This window comes from Actinomyces sp. ICM47 (assembly GCF_905369875.1).
Taxonomy (GTDB): domain Bacteria; phylum Actinomycetota; class Actinomycetes; order Actinomycetales; family Actinomycetaceae; genus Pauljensenia.
Map to the genome: position 1 here is coordinate 1 of NZ_CAJPJE010000029.1, position 19,869 is coordinate 19,869.

A 19,869-nucleotide genomic window follows, 5' to 3' on the forward strand; every position below is an offset into this window, starting at 1 on the left:
GAGGTGATGTGGGGGTGGGTGGCACGGTAGTCGATGATGCGTTCGGCGAGGGCTGGGCCGATGCCAGGCAGGGTTTGTAGGTCGGTGGCGGTAGCGGTGTCGAGGCGGACGCAGGCGGCGTGGGTGGCGTCGCCGTTTGCCGTGGGGGCCGGTGGTGTTTCTCCGATTCGGGAGATGCGGATGTGTTCGCCGTCTGTGAGGGGGCGTGCCAGGTTGATGGTATCGAGGTCGGCGTCTTCTAGGGCGCCTCCTGCGGCGGTGATGGCGTCGGTGACGCGGGAGGAGGCGGGCAGGGTGAGGACGCCGGGGGTGGCGACGGCTCCGGAGACGTAGACGATGACTTGGCCTGCGGGTCCGGGAGGACCGGGCGTGGCGTGGGAGGCGGGGCGGCTGGGTGCGTCTCTTTCCGGTGCCGCCGCCAGGTCCTGGTGTGTGGTTTCTTCGGCCTGGCGTTCGGCTGATTGCTCGGCGGCTTGTTCACTCGCGTGTGCTTCGTCTGCGACCCGGGCGTTTCGCCACACGCCGATGCCTGCGAGGGCGACGAGGACGATGAGGAGTGCGGCGACGGTCGTCCCGCCGGGCAGCAGGCGCGTGGAGGTGGGTTCGGGCGGGTCATCGTCGTCGCTGACCGCTGAGTCGTACACGGCTTTCGTCAGGGCTGCCATCCTGCGGTGTGCGATCCATCGTGGAGGGTTCATGTGTCGACGCTAAAGCCAGTGTCTTACCTGTGTCGCGCCGCCCGCTCTCGCCTGTGGATGGGCGCGACACGGAGCAACCCCCTGTGGATATGCGCGACACGAGCATCCCGCCTGTGGACGGAGCCACACGCGCTCTCCCCTGTTATCGCGCGCATAGGATTGTCATCCCAGGGGATACTGTGTCGGTAACGTCGACATACGGTGGCGCACCGCGCCCACAGCCGAAAGACCACACCATGAGCGAGAACATCGAAGATCTCAAGGCGCGCCTCGCCGAAGCTGAAGCCGCCGCGAAGGCGGCCGAGGCTGAGGCAGCCCGCGCGAAGGCGGAGGCGCTGCGTCTCCAGGTCGAAGCAGCCGGTGCCGCCGCGGATACCCCTGCCGCCGCAGCGGATACCGAAACAGCGGAGGCCCAGGCAGCCCGCGCGGCGGCCGACGCGTTACGGTCCCAGATCGAAGCAGCCGAAACCACCCCCGAAGCGCCAGCAGCTGCGAGTGAGGCGGCCCAGGCCTCGTCCGAGGTATCCGGCGGCCTCTCCGCGTTCGCCTCAGGGATCAAGGCCGCCTACTCCTGGGACGTCCCCGCGGTCACCATCGGCACCCTCATCGAGGACGGAACGCGCGTGCCCGGCGTCAGCGCCAAGATGCCCCTGCCCATGTTTAACCGTCACCTGCTGGTTGCCGGCGCGACGGGCACGGGCAAAACCCGCACGCTCCAGCTCCTCGCCGAGGGCCTGTCCGCGAACGGCTCCTCCGTGCTCCTGTGCGACGTCAAGGGTGACCTGACGGGCCTGGCCGAGGCCGGGGCCAGCTCGGAGAAGCTCCTGTCCCGCACGGCCGCCAACGGCCAGGCGTGGGCCCCCTCGTCCTTCCCGATTGAACTGCTGAGCCTGGGCGGGGCGGATTCGCAGTTCCCGGGCGTGCCCGTGCGCGCCGAGGTCTCTGACTTCGGCCCGATCCTACTGGCCCGCGCTCTGTCCCTGAACACGACGCAGGAGCAGGCCCTGCAGCTGATCTTCGCGTGGGCGGACGGCCAAGGACTCGAACTTGTCGATCTGCCGGACCTGCGCGCTGTCATCTCCTTCCTGACCTCGGAGGACGGCAAGGACGAGCTGGCGACGATCGGCGGCGTCTCCAAGGCCACCGCCGGCGTCATCCTGCGCGCCCTGACCGCGCTCGAGTCCCAGGGCGGCGGCCAGTTCTTCGGTGCCCCCGGCTTCGACACGGCCGACCTGATGCGCATGGATTCGACCGGACGCGGCATCATCTCCCTGCTCGGCGTCGGTGACATTTCCTCGCGCCCGGCCCTGGTCAGCGCCGTCATCATGTACCTGCTGGCCAACCTGTTCGCAACTCTGCCCGAGGTCGGCGACGCGCCGCGCCCCAAACTGGTGTTCTTCTTCGACGAGGCCCACCTGCTGTTCGCGGACGCCACCAAGGAGTTCGAGCGTCAGGTCGTCCAAACCGTGCGCCTCATCCGCTCCAAGGGCGTGGGCGTCGTCTTCGTGACCCAGACGCACAAGGACATCCCCTCCGACGTACTCGCCCAACTCGGTTCACGCATCCAGCACGGCCTGCGTGCCTCGACGCCCGATGACTTCAAGAAGCTCAAGGCGACCGTGCAGACCTTCCCGAAGACGTCCCTGGAACTCGACGAGGTCCTGACCACCTTGGGCACGGGCGAGGCCGTCGTGACCGTCCTGGATCCGAGGGGTAACCCCACCCCGGTCACGCCGGTTGGCATCTGGGCACCCGCCTCCGTCATGGGTCCCGCCTCCGCCGACACGATCACCCGCGTTAACCAGTCGAGCATCATCATGGGCCGCTACCGCGACGCCGTAAACCCGGATTCGGCCGAGGAGAAGCTCGAGCGCCGCGCCGCCGAGGCCCAGGCCGCCCGCGAGGAAGCGGCCGCCCAGGAGTTCGCCGCCAAGGAAGAGGAAAAGGCCCGCAAGGAGGCTAAGAAGGCAGCGGAAAAGGCGGCCAAGGAAGCAGAAAAAGCTGCCGAGAAGGCGGCCAAGGAAGCAGAGAAGGCCGCTGCCAAGGAAGAGGCCGCCCGCGAGAAGGAAATGGAACGCCTGCGCCGCCAGGTCGAAAAGCAGCAGGAGAAGGAGGAAGCCGCCCGCCAGCGAGCCGCCGAGCGTCGCGCCCGCCAAGTCGAAAACGTCCTCGGGTCCGTTCTGTGCACCGCCGGCCGCGAAATCACGCGCTCGATCTTCGGCACGCGCAAGCGCTGACGCACGACTTTCCACCGTTTTCTCCCCCACGAGGCCGTGGCTGAGTTGCTCGACAACGCAAACCAGCCCCGGCCTCGTCTCACAGTTCGACCACCACGCCAAGAGCAGGCAAAATGCGGGTAGGCTGCGTGACAAGTGACCAACACTCGCAGGGAGAGTCTCATGCGCATCGGATTTATCGGAACGGGAGCCATGGCCCAGGCCATTGCTCGCGGTGCCGTCGCGTCCGGTGTCGATCCTGCGACGCTGGTCTTCTCTAACCGCACGGCTGCTAAGGCCTGCGAACTAGCCGACGAGCTGGGCGCGACCGCCGCGTCGTCAAACACGTCCCTGGCACGCCAGGTTGACATCATCATCCTGGCTGTCAAGCCCAAGGACCAGCGCACGGTTATCAAGGAGATTGCCTCCATCGTGGTCGGACGCCCCGACGCGTGCGTCGTGTCCCTGGCCGCCGGGCGCACCCTCGACCAGATCACGCAGGATTTCGGCTCGGGCATCCCCCTCATTCGCGTTATGCCGAACGTGGCGGCCACCGTCGGACAGTCCATGACTGCCCTCACCGCCTGCCGGACCAGCGACGCGCAGGTGGACGCCGTGCGCGACCTCATGAACTCGGTCGGTCGAACCATCCTCATTGACGAGGACTATTTCCCTGTGTTCCAGGCCCTGGCCTCGTGCTCTCCGGCCTGGTATTTCCAGATTATTGATACGTTCGCCCGCGCGGGCCTCAAGTACGGGCTGTCCAAGGACAACGCCGTCGAGATCGCGGCGCAGGCGATGGCGGGAGCCGCCACGCTGCTCCTCGCTGAGCGCGAGGCGGGCACAATCCCCGCGCAACTCATTGACCGGGTGACGAGCCCCGGCGGCACCACAATCGCAGGATTGCTGGCCGCCGAGGAAGGTGGTTTGTCGAACGCACTGGTAGGTGCTGTCGACGCCTCCATCCACGCCGATTCCCATCTCGGCTGACACCACCACCTGCCGCGACGCGGCTTACTTTCTCCACTTCACGTGGCGCTTTCGCGCACCCTCAACACAGGAACACTCATGTTGCTTTTCAACGCAGTCGTGCTCTCCGTGATCGTCATGCTGGTCCTCAGCGTCGCACGCGTGCACGTCGTTATCTCGCTTTTCGTCGCCTCGTTGGTGGGCGGCCTGGTGGCTGGAATGGGTATTTCCGGCACGATGGTCGCCTTCCAGGACGGCCTGGCCGGCGGAGCCAAGATCGCCCTGTCCTACGCCCTGCTCGGCGCGTTCGCGATGTCGGTGGCCCACTCGGGCCTGCCACGCCTGCTGGCGAACTGGATCATCGCTAAGCTGCGCAACGCTGACGACTCTAACTCCGCGCGCGTGGCTCGCTCCGCGAAATGGGGCATCCTCGGCGGCGTCCTCGTCATGGGCGTCATGAGCCAGAACCTCATCCCGATTCACATCGCGTTCATTCCGCTGCTGGTACCCCCGCTCATCGGAGTCATGAACGAGCTGAAGATGGACCGCCGCCTGGTCGCCTGTGCGATCACCTTCGGCATCGTCACCACCTACATGTTCGTGCCAATCGGCTTCGGTCGTATCTTCCTGCACGACATTCTCTACAAGAATATTGAAGACGCGGGCCTGCCCGTCGAAGGCATCGTCAACCCGATGGCCGCCATGGCGATCCCCGCCGCCTCGATGGCCGTGGGCTGTGCTATCGCCCTGTTCGTCTCCTACCGCAAGCCGCGCGAGTACGAGCAGCGCGAGACCGAGTTCAGCTCCCAAGATGACAAGCCAATCGACATGAAGAAGGTCTGGGCGGCCGTCATCGCCCTCGTCGCCTGCTTCGTCATCCAGGCCGTCCTGACCAAGATGGACTCCGAGGCCGACCCGCTCCTCGTGGGCGCTCTCGTGGGCCTGTGCCTCATGCTCGCCATGCGCGTCGTACCGTGGCAGCAGGCGGACGATGTCTTCTCTGGCGGCATGCGCATGATGAGCCTCATCGGCCTCATCATGATCACCGCCCAGGGCTACGCGGCTGTCCTGAAGGCTTCGGGCCAGATCGAGCCCCTTGTCGAGCAGACCTCCGCGATGTTCAACGGCTCCAAGGCTCTGGCCGCCGTCATCATGCTGCTCGTGGGTCTCATCATCACGATGGGCATCGGCTCTTCGTTCTCGACGCTGCCGATTATTTCCGCGATCTACGTGCCCCTGTGCGTGACGCTGGGCTTCTCCGCCACCGCCACGGTCGCAATCATCGGTACGGCGGGCGCGTTGGGCGATGCCGGTTCCCCCGCCTCCGACTCGACGCTGGGTCCGACAGCCGGTCTGAACGTGGATGGTCAGCACGACCACATGCGAGACACGGTCATCCCCGAGTTCATCCACTACAATATTCCGCTGCTCATCGGCGGCTGGATCGCCGCGATGGTTCTCTGATCGTTTCACGGCGGTTCACGAGGCCGGGGCCGGAGTTCACTGTTCAGGTGACCTGGCCCCGGCCTCGTCGTGTGCCCGGGCCAGACGCGTCAGCGCGTCACGAGTATGCACGCCCTGGCGCGCGTGGTTTCCTCCCACTGGGCGGATTCCCAGAGTTGTTCCAGCGTGAGTGCCTCCGCCCAGGTTTCCACCCACGTCTCGCCGAGGTGCTCATCGTTCCACGGGTCGTGGACCAACGCGCAGTCACCGACGATGCCCCACACGTACACCCAGTGTGGGGTCGGCTCCCCGTTCAGGTTCTCCAAGTCGACCAGCATGATCGCGCGTTTTCCGTTCGCCAACGCCCCGCGCAGGTCCTCGAGGCTGGCGGGTCCGATGCAGTCACGCACCCCGAGGCCGCGTGCTTCGACCACATGTTGGTCGTGGATCGCCCGGCGCACAGCAGGCGACGCAGCATGCGCACGCGTCAGCCCAACGACGGGACCGTCGTGCGTCACGAGAACCTCGACCGCCAGACCGCGCCTGGCCAGGGAGGACGCCAGCCCGTAGGGTCCCACCCCGAGCGAATACGTGGCCTCGCGCCACAGCTCCATCTCTTCGACGAGGCCGTGGCTGACCTGGGCGGGACCGGCAGCGCGGGCATGCGCGAGGGCCATGAGGGCGCTCGCAGGTCCGCACGTGAACTCGGTTTTCTGGCGAACATAGGCGGGAATGGACACGCCCGGGCCGTTCCATCGCAGCCAGGCGCGTACGAGCGCGTGACCGTGACCAGAGTATTCCTCGATGGACAGCGGAGAGCCGACGAGGCCAGCGGGCGCGAAGCCCCGCGAGCGCAGCGCGGCCTCCCAGTGGGAGTCCATCTCGCGTGACACTGCTTTGATCAGCGGGGCGTTCGGCACTGAGTCGATGATCGCCTGGATGAGAGTCTCCCAGCGCGGTGTATGCGTATCGTTCTCGGTTGTCGTTGCCGCCTCGTGCAGGAGGCAGGTGCCGCTGATTGTTCGGTGAGCGGACGTGGCCCGGTGGGTTTCGAGCAGCGCATGACCCCTGTAGGTCCACAGTGTGGCCGACACTGCGGGGCCCATCATGGCCCAGAGCCGCGCGTCGTGGTCGGGCACGCCGAGGGCGAGTAGCTGGTTGCGTGCGCCGTCCCCGGGTGTGATCGGCGTTGCTTCGACGCTGTGGCGAGTACTCATGCCGGCTGTGCCTGGCGGCCGGGCACAGCGGCGAGCAGGTCGGCCGTGTATTCCTTCGTGGGATGGTGAAGGATCTCCTCCGTGCGTCCTTCTTCGACGACCACCCCGTCTTTCATGACGACGAGGCGGTCGCACATGGCTCGGGCGACCGCCAGGTCGTGCGTGATGAAGAGCAGGGCGAAGCCTTGCTCGGCTTGCAGGCGCGTGAGTAGCTCCAGGACGGAGGCCTGGACGGAGACGTCGAGGGCGGAGACGGCCTCGTCGGCGATGAGGACGCGCGGGCGCGTGGCGAGGGCGCGCGCGATTGCCACGCGCTGGCGTTCGCCGCCCGACAGGCGGACAGGACGGCGCATCGCGTACTCGGCGGGCAGGTCGACGGCGGCGAGCAGGTCGGGAACATCGCTGGCCGGTCGACCGGCGACGGCGGCTGCCTCGGCGAGTGTCTGGCCGATGGTGCGCACAGGGTTGAGGGCCGAGTAGGGGTTTTGGAAGACGATGCCGACTGCGGGACCTCGTTCGGCCTGGGCGTTCACGCGCACGGTGCCAGAATCGGCGTGCTCCAGCCCCACGATGATGCGCGCGAGCGTCGTCTTGCCCGAGCCGGATTCTCCGACGATGCCGATGGATTCTCCCGGCGCAACGTTGAGGGAGACGTCCCTGAGGGCGACGCGGGTGTCCGTGCGTGAGCGGAACACCTTGGTCAGGTCTCGCACCTCGACGACCGCTTCTGCGCCCACGTGAGGCTCATGCCCCGCGCGCGGGCTGGGTCCATCGATCCGCGGCTCCGCGTCAGCCAGTCGTTTCGTGTACTCGTGGCGCGGCGACACCAGCACCTCGTTGATTGGCCCCTCTTCGACGATCAGGCCGTCTTTCATAACGATGACGTCGTCACCGAACTGCCGCGCGAGCGCCAGGTCGTGGGTGACCAGCACGAGCGTCATGCCGCGGTCGTCGCGCAGGCGCGTCAGCAGCGTCAGGATGTCGCGCTGCGTCGTGACGTCCAGGGCGGTCGTCGGCTCGTCGGCGATGAGCACCCCCGGCTCGGAGTCGAGGGCGGCCGCGATGGCGACGCGTTGGCGCATGCCGCCCGACAGCTCGTGCGGGTACGAGCGGGCGACGCGCGCGTCGAGGCCGACCTCTGCGAGTAGCGCACGCGAACGCTGAGCGCGCTCGGAGCGCCTGCCCATGCGGGCAGCCGTCACCTGCTTGGCGCAGCGTATGGTCGGAGCGAGCGAGGTGAAGGGGTCTTGTGGGAGCCAGACGATGCCGCCCCCGCGCTGCTTCTTCAAGCGTCCCTGATCGGTCGCCAGATCGTAGTCTTCTCCACCCAACGACACCGTTCCGCTGGCGGATAGCGCGGATGGTGTCAGCGCGCACAGCGTGCGCGCGAGCATCGATTTGCCCGCGCCTGATTCGCCCACGATGACGAGGGTGCGCCCGGGGCGTGCGTGCACGCTCACGTCGTCGACGATCACGTGTCCAGCGCGGTCGGTCACGCTCACGTGGGAGGCGACGAGGCCGTGGCTGGGAGAATCGGAAAGAGGCTGGCTCATCGCTCGCCTTCCTGTCGTTCGGCGACCCAATCCCCTGCGATGTTGATCGCCGTGGCTGTGATGATGATGGCGAAGCCGGAAGCCACCGCGGCGACTGGGTTCTGGGCGAGGATCGCGCGCCCGTCGGCCAGCTGTCGCCCCCAGTCGGCGTCTTGCGCCCCAACCCCCAGACCCAGGTAGGACAGGCCGGACAGGGACACGAGCGCGAAGGCGATGTTGACAAAGAGATTCGCCCACACAATCGGCGTGATGTTGGGCAGAACGTGGACGCCGAGGATGCGGGGGCCGGACAGGCCCAGTACCCGCGTCGCTTCAATGTAGGGCTGCGGCTTCTGCGCGAGTGTCGCCGCGCGAATCATGCGGATATCCGAGGGTGCGAAGAGCACGATGAGGATGCCGACCGTCACCCAGTAGCTGCCGCCGATCACACCCGCGACGACGATCGCGAGGAGCGTGACGGGAAGCGAGAGCAGCACCTCGCAGGAGCGAGACACGCACGCATCCCAGGCCCCGCCCCACCACGCGGCGCTCATCCCGAAAACCAAACCGGCCACCATGGACCCCGCCGCGATGACGAGAGGACCAACAACCGCCGAGCGCGCGCCTGCAACCGTCAGGGCGAGGACGTCGCGCCCCACCTTGTCGGTGCCCAGCAGGTGGCCGGGCGTGCCCGCCGGGGTGACGCCCAAGGCGATGTGTTGGTCCAACGCGCCGGGTACCAGCACCGAGGAGAAGAGGACGCACACGGCCACCAGGCCAAGAAACGCCACGGAAAGAACCACGGAACCGGGGACGCGTCGCGAAACCGAGCCCAAGCCTCGTCCCAGGGCACGAGGAGACAACGACACCGCCATCACGCTCCCCTCCCCTCGCCCACCGCCTGACGCGGATCGACGGCGAACGCGGCAACGTCAACGATCAGCGTCACGGCGATGATGACGAGAGCGACGAGCAGCGCAATCGCCTGCACGACGGGCACATCCTTGTAGGTGATGGAGTCGGCGAGCAGCTGGCCGAGTCCGGGCAGGGAGAACGCCTCCTCGACCAAGACCGTCGACCCGAACAACGTCCCGAGGATCAGGCCGCCGGAGGTCAGGATCGGCAGGGCCGCTCCCCGCACGTACATGGCCGTGATCCGGCGGCTCGGCACACCCCGCGAGCGCGCGAAAGTCACGTAGTCTTGGCTCAGTTCTGCGCCGACGGCTGCGCGTGTGATGCGCACGAGCATGGCACCGATGCCGGTGGCCAGGGCGATGGCGGGCAGGGTGAGATGCCAGAGGGTGTCGGCCAGGCCGGTGCCATCGCCGAAAACGGGGAACCAGCCGAGCATGAGTCCGAAAACATAGAGGAGGACGAGCCCGAGGGCGAAGCCGGGTGCAGACACGCCGACGACAGACCAGCCGACGATGGTGCGGTCGACCCACGTTCCTTTGCGTCGCGCGGCAACGATTCCCAGGGGAATGCCGACGGCGACGGCCAGGAGGAACGCTCCGATGGTGAGCCACGCGGTGAGGGAGACTCGGGAGGAGAGGACATCCGTGACGGGGGTCGCTGATCGCACGGAGTCCCCGAAGTCGCCGGTGAGCGCGCGGGTCAGCCAATGCCAGTAGCGCAGGAGAAGAGGTTCGTCGAGGCCGTAGCGCGCGGTCACGGCCTGGCGGACGTCGGGGGTAAGGCGGCGCGTGCCCACCAGGATCTTCACGGGGTCTCCGGGTACCAGGTACAGGAGGGAGAAGACCAGGAAGGACAGGGCGAGCATCACCACCACCGCCCCGGCGAGGCGATGCAGGATGTAGCGCAGCATTAACGCGTCAGCTCCAGGGAGGCTGCCCACGGGGTGTTGAAGAAGTAGGGCGTGTACTGCGTTGGGGTGACGCTCGAGGAGAAGGCGGTCGAGGTCTTTCCCCACCAGATCGGCGAGTAGATCGTGTTGTCCTGTGCGATGCGCTCGGCTTCGACGATGTCGGCGACGCGCGCGCTCGGATCGGTCTGGGCGGCCTGCGAGGCGATGAGGCCCTGGACCTGCGCGTTCTCGTAGCGTGCCGGGTTGTCGGGTCCCAGCAGCCAGCCGGCCACCTCGCCCGGGTCGCCCGTCGTGGAGGTGTAGCTCATGAAGGACAGGCCGTAGGTGCCGCTGCCGACCTCGGAGATCCATTCTTCGATGGGCTTGGAGGTGACGGTCAGGTTGACGCCGATCTGCTTGAGGTTGTCGGCAATCGCCAGCGCCGTGGAGCCCAGGTCCGGGATGGAGGACGGGTAGGTAAGTTCGGCGTTGAAACCGCCGGAGACTTTGGACTGAGCGAGTTCGGCGCGCGCGGCATCCAGGTCGAAGGAGTCAATGGGCAGGCCCGCTTGCGCGTCCGCAGCTGCCTGTTCGCCGATCTCGCTGCCCAACTGATCGGGCGGCTCAATGCCCGTGGCAACGCTCGCCTGCCCCTTGAGGATTGAGGAGACGATGGTGTCGCGGTCGACGGCGTGGGCGATGGCCTTGCGAACGTGGATGTCGTCGAAGGGAGCGATGTTCTGGTCGAAGGTGAGGCCCACGTAGGAGCGGTCGGATTCGGTCAGGACATTCACGCCGTCTATGCCCTGGAATTGCGAGACCTGGTCGGTGGGCACCTGAGTAGCGATGTCGATCTGCCCGCTCTTGTGCGCGAGCAGGCGCGCGTTCTCGTCCGAGAAGAAGTCGAACTCGATGGTCTGGGCGGGGGTGTCTCCGCCCCACCAGGTGCCGCTCTTTGTGAACACAGCCTTGGAGTCTGGCTGGAAGGAGACGGCCTTGTAGGGGCCTGTCCCCATGATGAGGTCGGTCGAGGACCCGTAGGAGGCGGCCGCCTCGTAGAAGGATTTCTCGGTGATCCACAAACCGCCATTCGCGGTGACCGTCCACCCGAAGTTAACGGCGGGAGCGGGCAGGGTGATCGTGATCTGATTGTCGCCGCTCCCGACGGCCTGCACGCCTGCGGGCCAGTAGCTGGCCGACGACGGGGACTTGTCGGGATCCTTGGCGATGTCGATGGAGAAGAGAACGTCGTCGATAGTGACGGGGTTGCCGTCCTGGAAGAGAGCGTCGGGGCGGATGCCGAAGACCCACGTCTGGGCGTCGTCCGTGTGGTACGAGGAGGCGATCGCGGGGATCAGCTGGCCGTTCTTATCCACGGCGAGCAGCCCTTCGGAGACGACCTGCGCGACGTAGTAGTTGATGATGCCAGTTTCGTGCGCGGCGTCCAGGGTGGACAGAGATCCGGGCAGGCCGACCGCGATGGTTCCCTCGCGGGAAGCCGATTGGGCCGCTCCTCCCGACGGCGCGCAGGCCGCCAGAGTCGCACACATCATGGCAGCGACGGAGGCGAGGGCGGCTGCTGTTCGTGGGATGCGTGCGATGTGCATCAAGGTCTCCTTGTGTCTAGTAGCGGCGGAAGTGCCGACACCTACCGTATGCACCGAAGAAGCCTCGGGAGAAAGATCCTCGTCAGGCGACCATTTGTAACAGTGGTTGATTACTTGTCATCTATATGTCAGGTACTGCGTGACGATGTCGTGCAGCACCTCGGCGGTCGCGCGCACGTCCGCGAGCGCAATGTGTTCGTCGTGGGCATGGAGCTGGGCGTAGACGTGCCCCAGGCTGGCCCCGCTGTCGTAGGCCCCGAACCCGTATCCGATGCCGCCGTGCCTGCGGGCCACGCGCAGGTCGGTCCCACCGGGCATGAGGACGGGGACGACGCGCGCGCCCGGGTATCGACGCCTCAGTGCCGCCTCGATCACCCTGTACAGGTCGGTGTCGGTCGACGAGGCCGTGGCAGGTTCACTGAGGAGGCGCTCGATATGCACGTGGTCCGCGAGGTCGCCGAGGGCCGCCGTAATGGCGGCGTCCACGTCGTCATCGTCGACGCCGGGCAGCGTGCGAATGTCCAGCTCGAGGGTTGCGTGGGAGGGCATGACGTTGATGGGCCCGCCCGAGTGGGCGACCGTCTGGGCAACAGCCACGTGGGAGATGGCGTGCGCAAACGCCGCCAGATCGCCAAATTCGGCGTAGTCGCCCTCGTAGGTGCTGTTGATGAGACTCGTTTCGGTCGCTTCCTCAAACTCGAAGGCGCGCACAAACCCAGCCCAGACCTCGTCCGTGGCGGTGGGCCAGCGGGCGGCGGACAGCGCCGCGCTCACCTGGGCGAGCCGCTCGACGGCGCTCGTGCGGCCCAGCGGCACCGAGCCGTGGCCCGCATCGCCGCGGATGTGCAGGCGGCGCTGGGCGGCACCCTTTTCGCCGACGACCACGACGACGCCGTCGCCTCCCCGACGCCCGCGAATGTGTGCTCCTCCCATTTCGGACAGGGCTGCGTCCCACGGGAAGGCGTCCGGCCGGTTTTCGCCGATCCACGGGATGCCCAGTCCTCCTCGCGCTTCCTCGTCGGCGGCAGCCACGAACACCAGGGAACGGGCTGGAGGCTCACCGGCCTGGGCGCGGCGCGCGACCTCGCGGGTGATGACGGCCATCGCGGCGGTCAGGTGGAGCATGTCGACCGTGCCGCGCCCCCACATGACGCCGTCCTCGATCTGCGCGCCGAAGGGGTCGCGCGTCCACTTGGCCTCGTCGACGGGCACGACGTCCGTGTGCCCCACGAGGGTGAGCGGCGTACCGTCACCGTGAGGGGCCGATCCTTCGACGGTGACCACGAGGGTCGTGCGCCCCGGATGCGGGGTGACCCGCTCGATAGACACGGGCAGGCCCGCGAAGAACTCCTCCAGCAGATCGGCGGCGCGCTCCTCCCCACCCGAATCGGCGGTCAGGTCGTTGACGCAGCCCAGGCGCACCAGGCGCGCCAACAGGTCCACGGTCTGCTCGCCCAGCGATTGCATACTCACGGTGATCCCCTTTCCCGAGGAGGCCTCGTCCCGGCGCCCCTGTGTGACACCCACGGTATCCCCGCGCGCTCGTGCTCTCCCGGGGAGGACGCACAGGGGACTTTTGTAACGGAGCGTGTGAGCAACCCGCGCCCGCCGCGTCGGCGCTGCGTTGGACCCGCGCACCTGCGGAAAAGTACCCTAGTGGGGCAAACAGTCCACGACTCGGATGGAGACAACTCAATTATGGCCATGAACACCCGTGCGCAGGCACCTCGCGTGCCCGACCGCGCCGCCCCCGAAGGCCTCGAAGCGAAGTGGGGTGAGGCCTGGGAGGACCAGGGCACCTACGCTTTTGACCGCACTGCGACGCGCGAGCAGGTGTACTCGATCGACACTCCCCCGCCGACGGTGTCCGGCTCCCTGCACATCGGCCATGTGTTCTCCTACACGCACACCGACGTCGTGGCCCGCTACCAGCGCATGATGGGCAAGTCCGTGTTCTACCCGATGGGGTGGGACGACAACGGCCTGCCCACCGAGCGCCGCGTGCAGAACTACTTCGGCGTGCGCGTGGAGGCGACGCTGCCCTACGACCCCGACTTTGAGCCCCCGCACGTGGGCGGCGACGGCAAGTCGATCAAGGCTCGCGACCAAAAGCCGATTTCCCGTAAGAACTTCGTGGAGCTGTGCGAGCGCCTCACCCAGGAAGATGAGGCTCAGTTCGAGGCGCTGTGGCGCTACCTGGGCCTGAGCGTGGACTGGAAGCAGAACTACCAGACGATCGGCGCGCGTGCGCGCAAGGTCGCCCAGGCCGCGTTCCTGCGCAACCTGGCGCGCGGTGAGGCCTACCAGGCCGAGGCCCCGGGCCTGTGGGACGTCACCTTCCAGACGGCGGTCGCCCAGGCTGAGCTGGAGAGCCGCGAGTACCCGGGCTTCTACCACCGCCTGGCCTTCCACATCACCGACGCCGAAGCCGCCGCGAAGGCTGCCGCCGCCGGCGCACCCGTCGAGGACGGCGTGGACGTGTGCATCGAGACGACGCGCCCCGAGCTGCTGGCCGCCTGCGTCGCCCTGATCGCCCACCCGGACGACGAGCGCTACAAGCCGCTGTTCGGCACGACGGTCGCCTCCCCCGTGTACGGCGTCGAGGTGCCGATCCTGCCCCACCCCGAGGCCGAGATGGACAAGGGCGCGGGCATCGCCATGTGCTGTACCTTCGGTGACACGACTGACATCGACTGGTGGCGTGACCTGGAACTGCCGCTGCGCGCGATCCTGCGCAAGGACGGCCGCATCATCACCGAGACCCCCGAGTGGATCACGACCGATGCGGGCCGCGCGGCTTTCGAGGAGATCACTGGGAAGACGACGTTCTCCGCGCGCGAGGCCGTGGTGGCCGCACTGCGTGAGTCGGGCGAGCTGAAGGGCGAGCCGACCAAGACGATGCGTCAGACCAACTTCTTCGAGAAGGGCGACAAGCCCCTCGAGATCGTCACCTCGCGCCAGTGGTACATCCGTAACGGTGGCCGCGCGTGGACGAACCCGGCCTCGGGTCAGGATCTGAACGATGAGCTGATCGGCCGCGGCCGCGAGCTGGAGTTCCACCCCGATTTCATGCGCGTGCGCTACGAGAACTGGGTGAAGGGTCTCAAAGGCGACTGGCTGGTGTCGCGTCAGCGCTTCTTCGGCGTGCCGTTCCCGCTGTGGTACCGCGTGGACGCGGACGGCCAGGTCAACTACGACGACATCATCACCCCGTCCGAGGCTGCGCTGCCGGTCGATCCGTCGACGGACGTGCCGGAGGGGTTCACGGAGGAGCAGCGCGGCGTGGCCGGCGGCTTCGTGGGCGAGCTGGACATCATGGACACGTGGGCGACGTCCTCGCTGTCCCCGCAGCTGGCGTGTGGCTGGCTGGATGACGAGGACCTGTTCGCTCGCACGTACCCGATGGATCTGCGCCCGCAGGGCCAGGACATCATTCGTACGTGGCTGTTCTCGACCGTTGTGCGCGCGGACCTGGAGTTCGGCGCGCTGCCGTGGAAGCACGCGGGCCTGTCGGGCTGGATCCTGGATTCGGACCACAAGAAGATGTCGAAGTCCAAGGGCAACGTCGTGACCCCGATGGGCATCCTGGAGAAGTACGGGTCGGATGCCGTGCGTTACTGGGCAGCGTCGGCTCGCCTGGGCTTGGATGCGGCGTTCGACGAGCAGCAGATGAAGATTGGTCGCCGCCTGGCGATCAAGGTGTTGAACGCGTCGAAGTTTGCGCTCACGATGGGCGGCGAGGGTGCGGCGATCGATCTGGATCCGGCGCTGGTGACGGTGCCGCTGGATCGTTCGGTGCTGGCGGCGCTGGCTTCCGTCATTGACGAGGCCTCGGCTGCCCTGGCGGCCTACGAGCACTCTCGCGCGCTCGAGGTTACGGAGTCGTTCTTCTGGACGTTCTGCGACGACTACCTGGAGCTGGTCAAGGAGCGCGCCTACAACCGCGATGGCGCGTGGGACGAGGCCTCGGCCGCGTCTGCCCGTGCGGCTCTGGCGATCGTCATCGACAACGTCGTGCGCCTGCTGGCCCCCTACCTGCCGTACGTGACGGAAGAGGTGTGGAGCTGGTACCGCGAGGGTAGCGTGCACGTCGCGCCGTGGCCGGTTGCTTCCGATCTTGCTGGCGTTGAGGGCGATCCCTCGGTGCTCGAGGCTGCGTCCTCTGCTCTGATCGCGCTGCGTCGCGTGAAGTCTGAGGCGAAGGTGTCGCCGCGTACGCCGTTCCTGGCGGTGACGGTGCGCGCCCCGCAGGCTAAGGTGGAGGCTCTGGAGTCCGTGAAGGGTGATCTGGAGGCCGCGTCGAAGGCCGTGGGTGCCCTGGCCGTGGCTGCTTCCGACGACGCAGAGGCCACCGAGGCCGTGGTCGAGTCCTTCGAGCTGGGCGAGGCTCCTGCGAAGCGCAAGGGCTGATCGTTAGGCTGCTGGGGCCGCCCGTGGGAAACCACGGGCGGCCCCCTTGCTTTACGTTCTCCCAACGCCGACAACAAGCCATTTGCGCAGATCAACCTCAGTTAGTGATGCAAGCAAATGTATCGGCAAAACAGGCAACTCACCTGAGACTTACCGCATATCTACTTGTAAAGTCTAGATAACTGCCAAACGTACGCATCGCTGCACTACCGTCACTTAGACTACAACTGTCAATCGACAACCCAAGGAGGGGCAATGATTACAGAAGTAGATCTCAGCGGAACACCTTGCTTCGCACCTGGCACAAAACTGACAGGGCTCAGAACATTCAATTTCATATTCGGACCAAACGGATCAGGAAAAACAACGATCTCAAATCACATAGGCACAATGAATTTCGACTCGAGCAATAGCGAAATAGAAGAGGTGGCAGTATTCAATAGAGACTACATTAGAGAAGCTTTTCGAACACGCCAGGCGCCGGGTCATATCACACTTGGAAAAGACAGTTCTGAAGCAGCGGACGAAATAGATAGACTAACCACCAAACTCAACGAACTTAGGGAGACACATGCAACAATGCGAGCGAACATTGAAGCAGCAAAGAAACGCGAAGATGCCCTTCGAAAAGAAACACAAAGAAAACTAACAGCGCGCAGAAAAGCACTGGCGCAAATCCTATCAAAGTACGACGGAGTACTGCCCAGTAGAAGAACATTCATACCGGGAACAAATGCTGCACTGCTTAACAAAATGCTATCACACGAATCACAGACAAATCAGCATGAAACCACGACACAACACGATATTGACAGCATCATTGAACAAATTAAACTGATCCCCAAAGCTGGCGCCACAGAAGTTCAGGAGCCTCAGATTCCACAATCAGAATATTCACTCGAAGTGATCGAGGAACTCTTGAGGAGAATACCTCCTTTAAACACCGATTCAGAAATGGCGGCATTCGCAAGCGCACACCATCTTACCGACTGGATCAGTAAAGGCCTAGACCTACTAGTCGAAGAAGAAATTCCGACATGCCCATTCTGCCAACGTGAGCTTACACAATCGATCATCACAGGACTGAAGAATTTATTCAACACAGAACGCGATACACAACTAGAAAGCATCAAACAAGCAAAGAAATCAATAAGCCAACACATTGAACAAGTCTCAAATCTAATCGAGAAACTCAGGAGCGATCCGACATACAATTCCATCGATTTCGATGGCGAAATTCAAGCAATTTCTGACGCACTCACAAATGTAAAGTTAATCGAAGATCGCATTGAACTGAAAGAACTCAAACCCAGCACACCACTATCAACCGGACTCGCCAGCGATCCCATGCAAGACACAGAAGGATACCTAAATCAAGTCTCAAACAAAGTCAAAAGCTACAATCAGACAATTCAAGCTGGCCGCCAAAAAAGAACTCAGATGCTCACCGAAGTCGAGAACAGTCTTTTTGACTATCTTACTTTTACAGAGTTTCAGACAATCCTGGCACAACACAAAGAAAAACTTGATGACATTATCAGATGTAAACCCTCTAGCACTGACATAAATCGCATTGAAAGTGAGATCACAGCAACACAAAATAGTATAAAAGCAGAGGAAACGAAGTTAACTAGCGTCGGTTCGAAAATGGAGTTTATCAACGAATTGCTTACGTATATCGGATTTACCTCATTCAGCCTAATTACTCCGCCAACAACACACGCGAACAACGACTCCGCATCAGTTGGACAATATGTCTTAATTAGACACGCTGCTGATAGTACGAACGTCCCCATTGACACATCAACCTTATCAGAAGGTGAACGAACGCTACTTACATTTCTATACTTCATTACAAAGTACTACGATGATAGCGGCAGTCCAGTAAACACTACTCATCTCCCACGCACCTTGCTCGTAATCGACGACCCCATCGCTTCCACAGACGCTGAGACATTCTTTCTCATTACCAACATAATCCGCCAACTCTTGAAACAGGTTTCCGACTTCCACAAGATACACCCAGTAAAACAGGTTGTCGTAACCTCGCACAATACCCGTTTTCTTAAGGAAGTTGCCTACAGCTATCTCAGCGAGAATAATAATGACGATAATATTGCCGGCTTTTATCTAATTTCCAAAACTGATGATGGATCGGTAATTTCCGGCCCGGAAGCCACATCTCGCATAACTAACGAATACAACGACCTTTGGGCAGAAATTAGACGTTGCCGCAACCTCATCAAGAGCACACAAGGCAGACCCGTTCCTTCACCAAAGTTACCTCTACTTGGTAACGTGATGCGTCGCATTATCGAGTCCTACTTCCTCGACATTGGCGAAAAGGGGACAATCACATCGTTGGGCCTATCAACTAACAAAAAGGTTGCAATTTTGCTCGCATTCTGCAATTCAACTTCTCACTCCGCAATCGGATCAGAGATTTACGAAATTTCTTCATGGAAACCAATGCAGCTTCTTAACGCTTTTGAAGAGGTATTTTCAACTATCGACGATGGAGCACATAGAGGGCATTACGAAATGATGATGCGAGCACGAACAGGCGATCCAACATTCAGCTAGCGAAAGAGACTAGTCTTTGTTGTGCATCTGCCGGAATGCCTGAAGGCCGTTACTTGTGTTTTTCTATTGAACGCAAGGGCTGAGCGTTAGGCTGCTGGGGGGCCGCCCGTGGAACACCACGGGCGGCCCCCTTGTCTGTACCCGCGTCGAAAGACACAGCCTTAGCTGAGGCTGACCTGCGTATTTGTCACCTAGGCTAAAGACATGGCGATCACAACGCTCGACGAGTTCCTCGCGACCATCCCCAGTGCCGACAACCGCGAGCGGATGGTCGACGTAGTGGTGTGGGTGGGACTCACCTACCCGGAGCTGGAGCTGCGCATCGCGTGGAACCAGCCGATGTTCACTCACCACGGGACATACATCATCGGGTTCTCGGCCGCGCCCAAGCACATGGCGATGGTCCCCGAGCGCGCCACCATGATCCGCTTTGAGCAGGTCATGCGCGAGCACGGCACGGACTTCGGCACAATGCTCGCCCGCCAACCCTGGACCAAGCCCTTCGACTACGAACTCCTCGACGCGTTCATTCAGGACCAGCTCACAGAGAAGCAGGGTATCACGTCGTTCTGGCATCCAAAGTCATAAACATTCCAACACAAACCGATACACAAGAATCTAACAACTTGTACAATTAGTACATGTCAACCGCTACACTTTCCGAGTTCCGCCAGAACCAGGCACACTACATCGCCGCCGCCCAAGTTGAGCCCGTCGAGCTTCGCTCGCGCGGCGCGCAGACCCGTGTGGTCTTGGTCTCCCCTGCCTTCTACGAGGAGGCAATGGAAGCCCTCGAGGAACGCCGCGACCGCCGAACACGAGACGAACTGGACCGATGGCTGCAAGAAGACCTCGCTCAGGCTGTTCGTGATTACGAGGAGAACCCGGATGATGTCTACACGCTCGACGACATCCGCGCTGACCTGGGACTGAAATGACCGGGCAACGCTTTCGCTTGGTCCTGACCAGCCAAGCCCGGCAACAGTTCAGAGAACTTCGGCGCTCCATCGCGTCCGTAAGCGGTTCCGAAGTCACAGCCCGCAACTACATGCGGGCGCTGACGGATTACATCGAACAGCTTCCCGACTTCCCGCTACGTGGCCAAGCTTTCTCACTGCATCACCCGGGAATGCGCATCATCGGTTTCCGCAGGAACCTCCTCATCGCCTTCCTTGTGACCGACGACAGCATCGTCATCCTCTCGTTTTTCTCCACGCGCCAGGCCCGGCTCACGCTAGAACAAGCACTGACCCAAGCCCTCGAATCCTACCAGCGTCATAGCTGACAGCCAGGCATCCGAGAGAACGCCACACACAGAGCGGACAACCTAGCCCGCGAGCGCACGTTGCTCCTCCGTCGCCTCGGTGCGAAGCTTCCAGGTTCCGCCGAC

The 19,869-nt window shown here is 63.8% G+C and carries 15 protein-coding genes; 8 read left to right on the plus strand and 7 right to left on the minus strand.

Features of this window, described 5'->3' with window-relative positions:
- A partial coding sequence (locus QZ149_RS06660; RefSeq protein ID WP_291450549.1) for an SLBB domain-containing protein occupies positions 1–698 on the minus strand: 698 nt, incomplete at its 3' end.
- Between the two features lie 236 nt (positions 699–934).
- On the opposite strand from QZ149_RS06660, the gene QZ149_RS06665 reads away from it, so the two are divergent.
- From QZ149_RS06665 to QZ149_RS06675, 3 genes are all read left to right on the plus strand, one after another.
- Entirely contained in the window at positions 935–2,935 is a 2,001-nt protein-coding gene (locus tag QZ149_RS06665) for a helicase HerA-like domain-containing protein (RefSeq protein ID WP_291450550.1), read from the plus strand.
- Between the two features lie 162 nt (positions 2,936–3,097).
- Positions 3,098–3,904: a pyrroline-5-carboxylate reductase gene (gene proC, locus QZ149_RS06670; protein WP_291450551.1), complete on the plus strand. Its 807-nt coding sequence runs from the start codon at positions 3,098–3,100 to the stop codon at positions 3,902–3,904.
- A gap of 78 nt (positions 3,905–3,982) precedes the next feature.
- The gene (locus QZ149_RS06675; RefSeq protein WP_291450552.1) at positions 3,983–5,347 is read left to right on the plus strand and encodes a Na+/H+ antiporter NhaC family protein; all 1,365 of its coding nucleotides are present in this window, start codon (positions 3,983–3,985) and stop codon (positions 5,345–5,347) included.
- A gap of 89 nt (positions 5,348–5,436) precedes the next feature.
- Here QZ149_RS06675 and QZ149_RS06680 read toward each other — a convergent pair whose 3' ends face one another.
- The 6 genes from QZ149_RS06680 to QZ149_RS06705 form a co-directional block, all read right to left on the minus strand.
- The gene (locus QZ149_RS06680) at positions 5,437–6,543 is read right to left on the minus strand and encodes a peptidase C39 family protein (protein WP_291450553.1); all 1,107 of its coding nucleotides are present in this window, start codon (positions 6,541–6,543) and stop codon (positions 5,437–5,439) included.
- Positions 6,540–8,096: an ABC transporter ATP-binding protein gene (locus QZ149_RS06685; RefSeq protein WP_291450554.1), complete on the minus strand. Its 1,557-nt coding sequence runs from the start codon at positions 8,094–8,096 to the stop codon at positions 6,540–6,542. Before QZ149_RS06685 ends, QZ149_RS06680 begins: the two co-directional genes overlap by 4 nt.
- A complete protein-coding gene (locus QZ149_RS06690; protein ID WP_291450555.1) occupies positions 8,093–8,950 on the minus strand; it encodes an ABC transporter permease in 858 nt (285 codons plus the stop codon). The genes QZ149_RS06685 and QZ149_RS06690 overlap by 4 nt, the downstream gene beginning before the upstream one ends.
- Entirely contained in the window at positions 8,950–9,900 is a 951-nt protein-coding gene (locus QZ149_RS06695; RefSeq protein ID WP_291450556.1) for an ABC transporter permease, read from the minus strand. Before QZ149_RS06695 ends, QZ149_RS06690 begins: the two co-directional genes overlap by 1 nt.
- On the minus strand, positions 9,900–11,486 hold the full coding sequence (locus QZ149_RS06700) for an ABC transporter substrate-binding protein (RefSeq protein ID WP_291450557.1): 1,587 nt from the start codon (positions 11,484–11,486) through the stop codon (positions 9,900–9,902). The genes QZ149_RS06695 and QZ149_RS06700 overlap by 1 nt, the downstream gene beginning before the upstream one ends.
- 117 nt (positions 11,487–11,603) lie before the next feature.
- Positions 11,604–12,959 carry a M20/M25/M40 family metallo-hydrolase gene (locus QZ149_RS06705; RefSeq protein ID WP_291450558.1) on the minus strand — a complete coding sequence of 452 codons (1,356 nt, stop codon included), beginning with the start codon at positions 12,957–12,959 and terminating at the stop codon, positions 11,604–11,606.
- 225 nt (positions 12,960–13,184) lie between these two features.
- Here QZ149_RS06705 and valS point away from each other — a divergent pair, with 225 nt between their 5' ends.
- The 5 genes from valS to QZ149_RS06730 all read left to right on the plus strand — a co-directional run bounded on the left by valS (position 13,185) and on the right by QZ149_RS06730 (position 19,764).
- Entirely contained in the window at positions 13,185–15,896 is a 2,712-nt protein-coding gene (gene valS, locus QZ149_RS06710) for a valine--tRNA ligase (protein WP_291450559.1), read from the plus strand.
- Positions 15,897–16,151: 255 nt separating this feature from the next.
- A complete protein-coding gene (locus QZ149_RS06715; RefSeq protein ID WP_291450561.1) occupies positions 16,152–18,479 on the plus strand; it encodes an AAA family ATPase in 2,328 nt (775 codons plus the stop codon).
- Between the two features lie 204 nt (positions 18,480–18,683).
- Positions 18,684–19,067 (plus strand): DUF1801 domain-containing protein, encoded by a 384-nt coding sequence (locus QZ149_RS06720; protein ID WP_291450562.1) that lies wholly within the window; start codon positions 18,684–18,686, stop codon positions 19,065–19,067.
- A gap of 53 nt (positions 19,068–19,120) precedes the next feature.
- Positions 19,121–19,417 (plus strand): toxin-antitoxin system antitoxin subunit, encoded by a 297-nt coding sequence (locus QZ149_RS06725; protein ID WP_291450563.1) that lies wholly within the window; start codon positions 19,121–19,123, stop codon positions 19,415–19,417.
- Positions 19,414–19,764, plus strand: coding sequence for a type II toxin-antitoxin system RelE/ParE family toxin (locus QZ149_RS06730; protein ID WP_291450565.1), 351 nt, complete (start codon positions 19,414–19,416; stop codon positions 19,762–19,764). Before QZ149_RS06725 ends, QZ149_RS06730 begins: the two co-directional genes overlap by 4 nt.
- Positions 19,765–19,869: the final 105 nt, after the last annotated feature.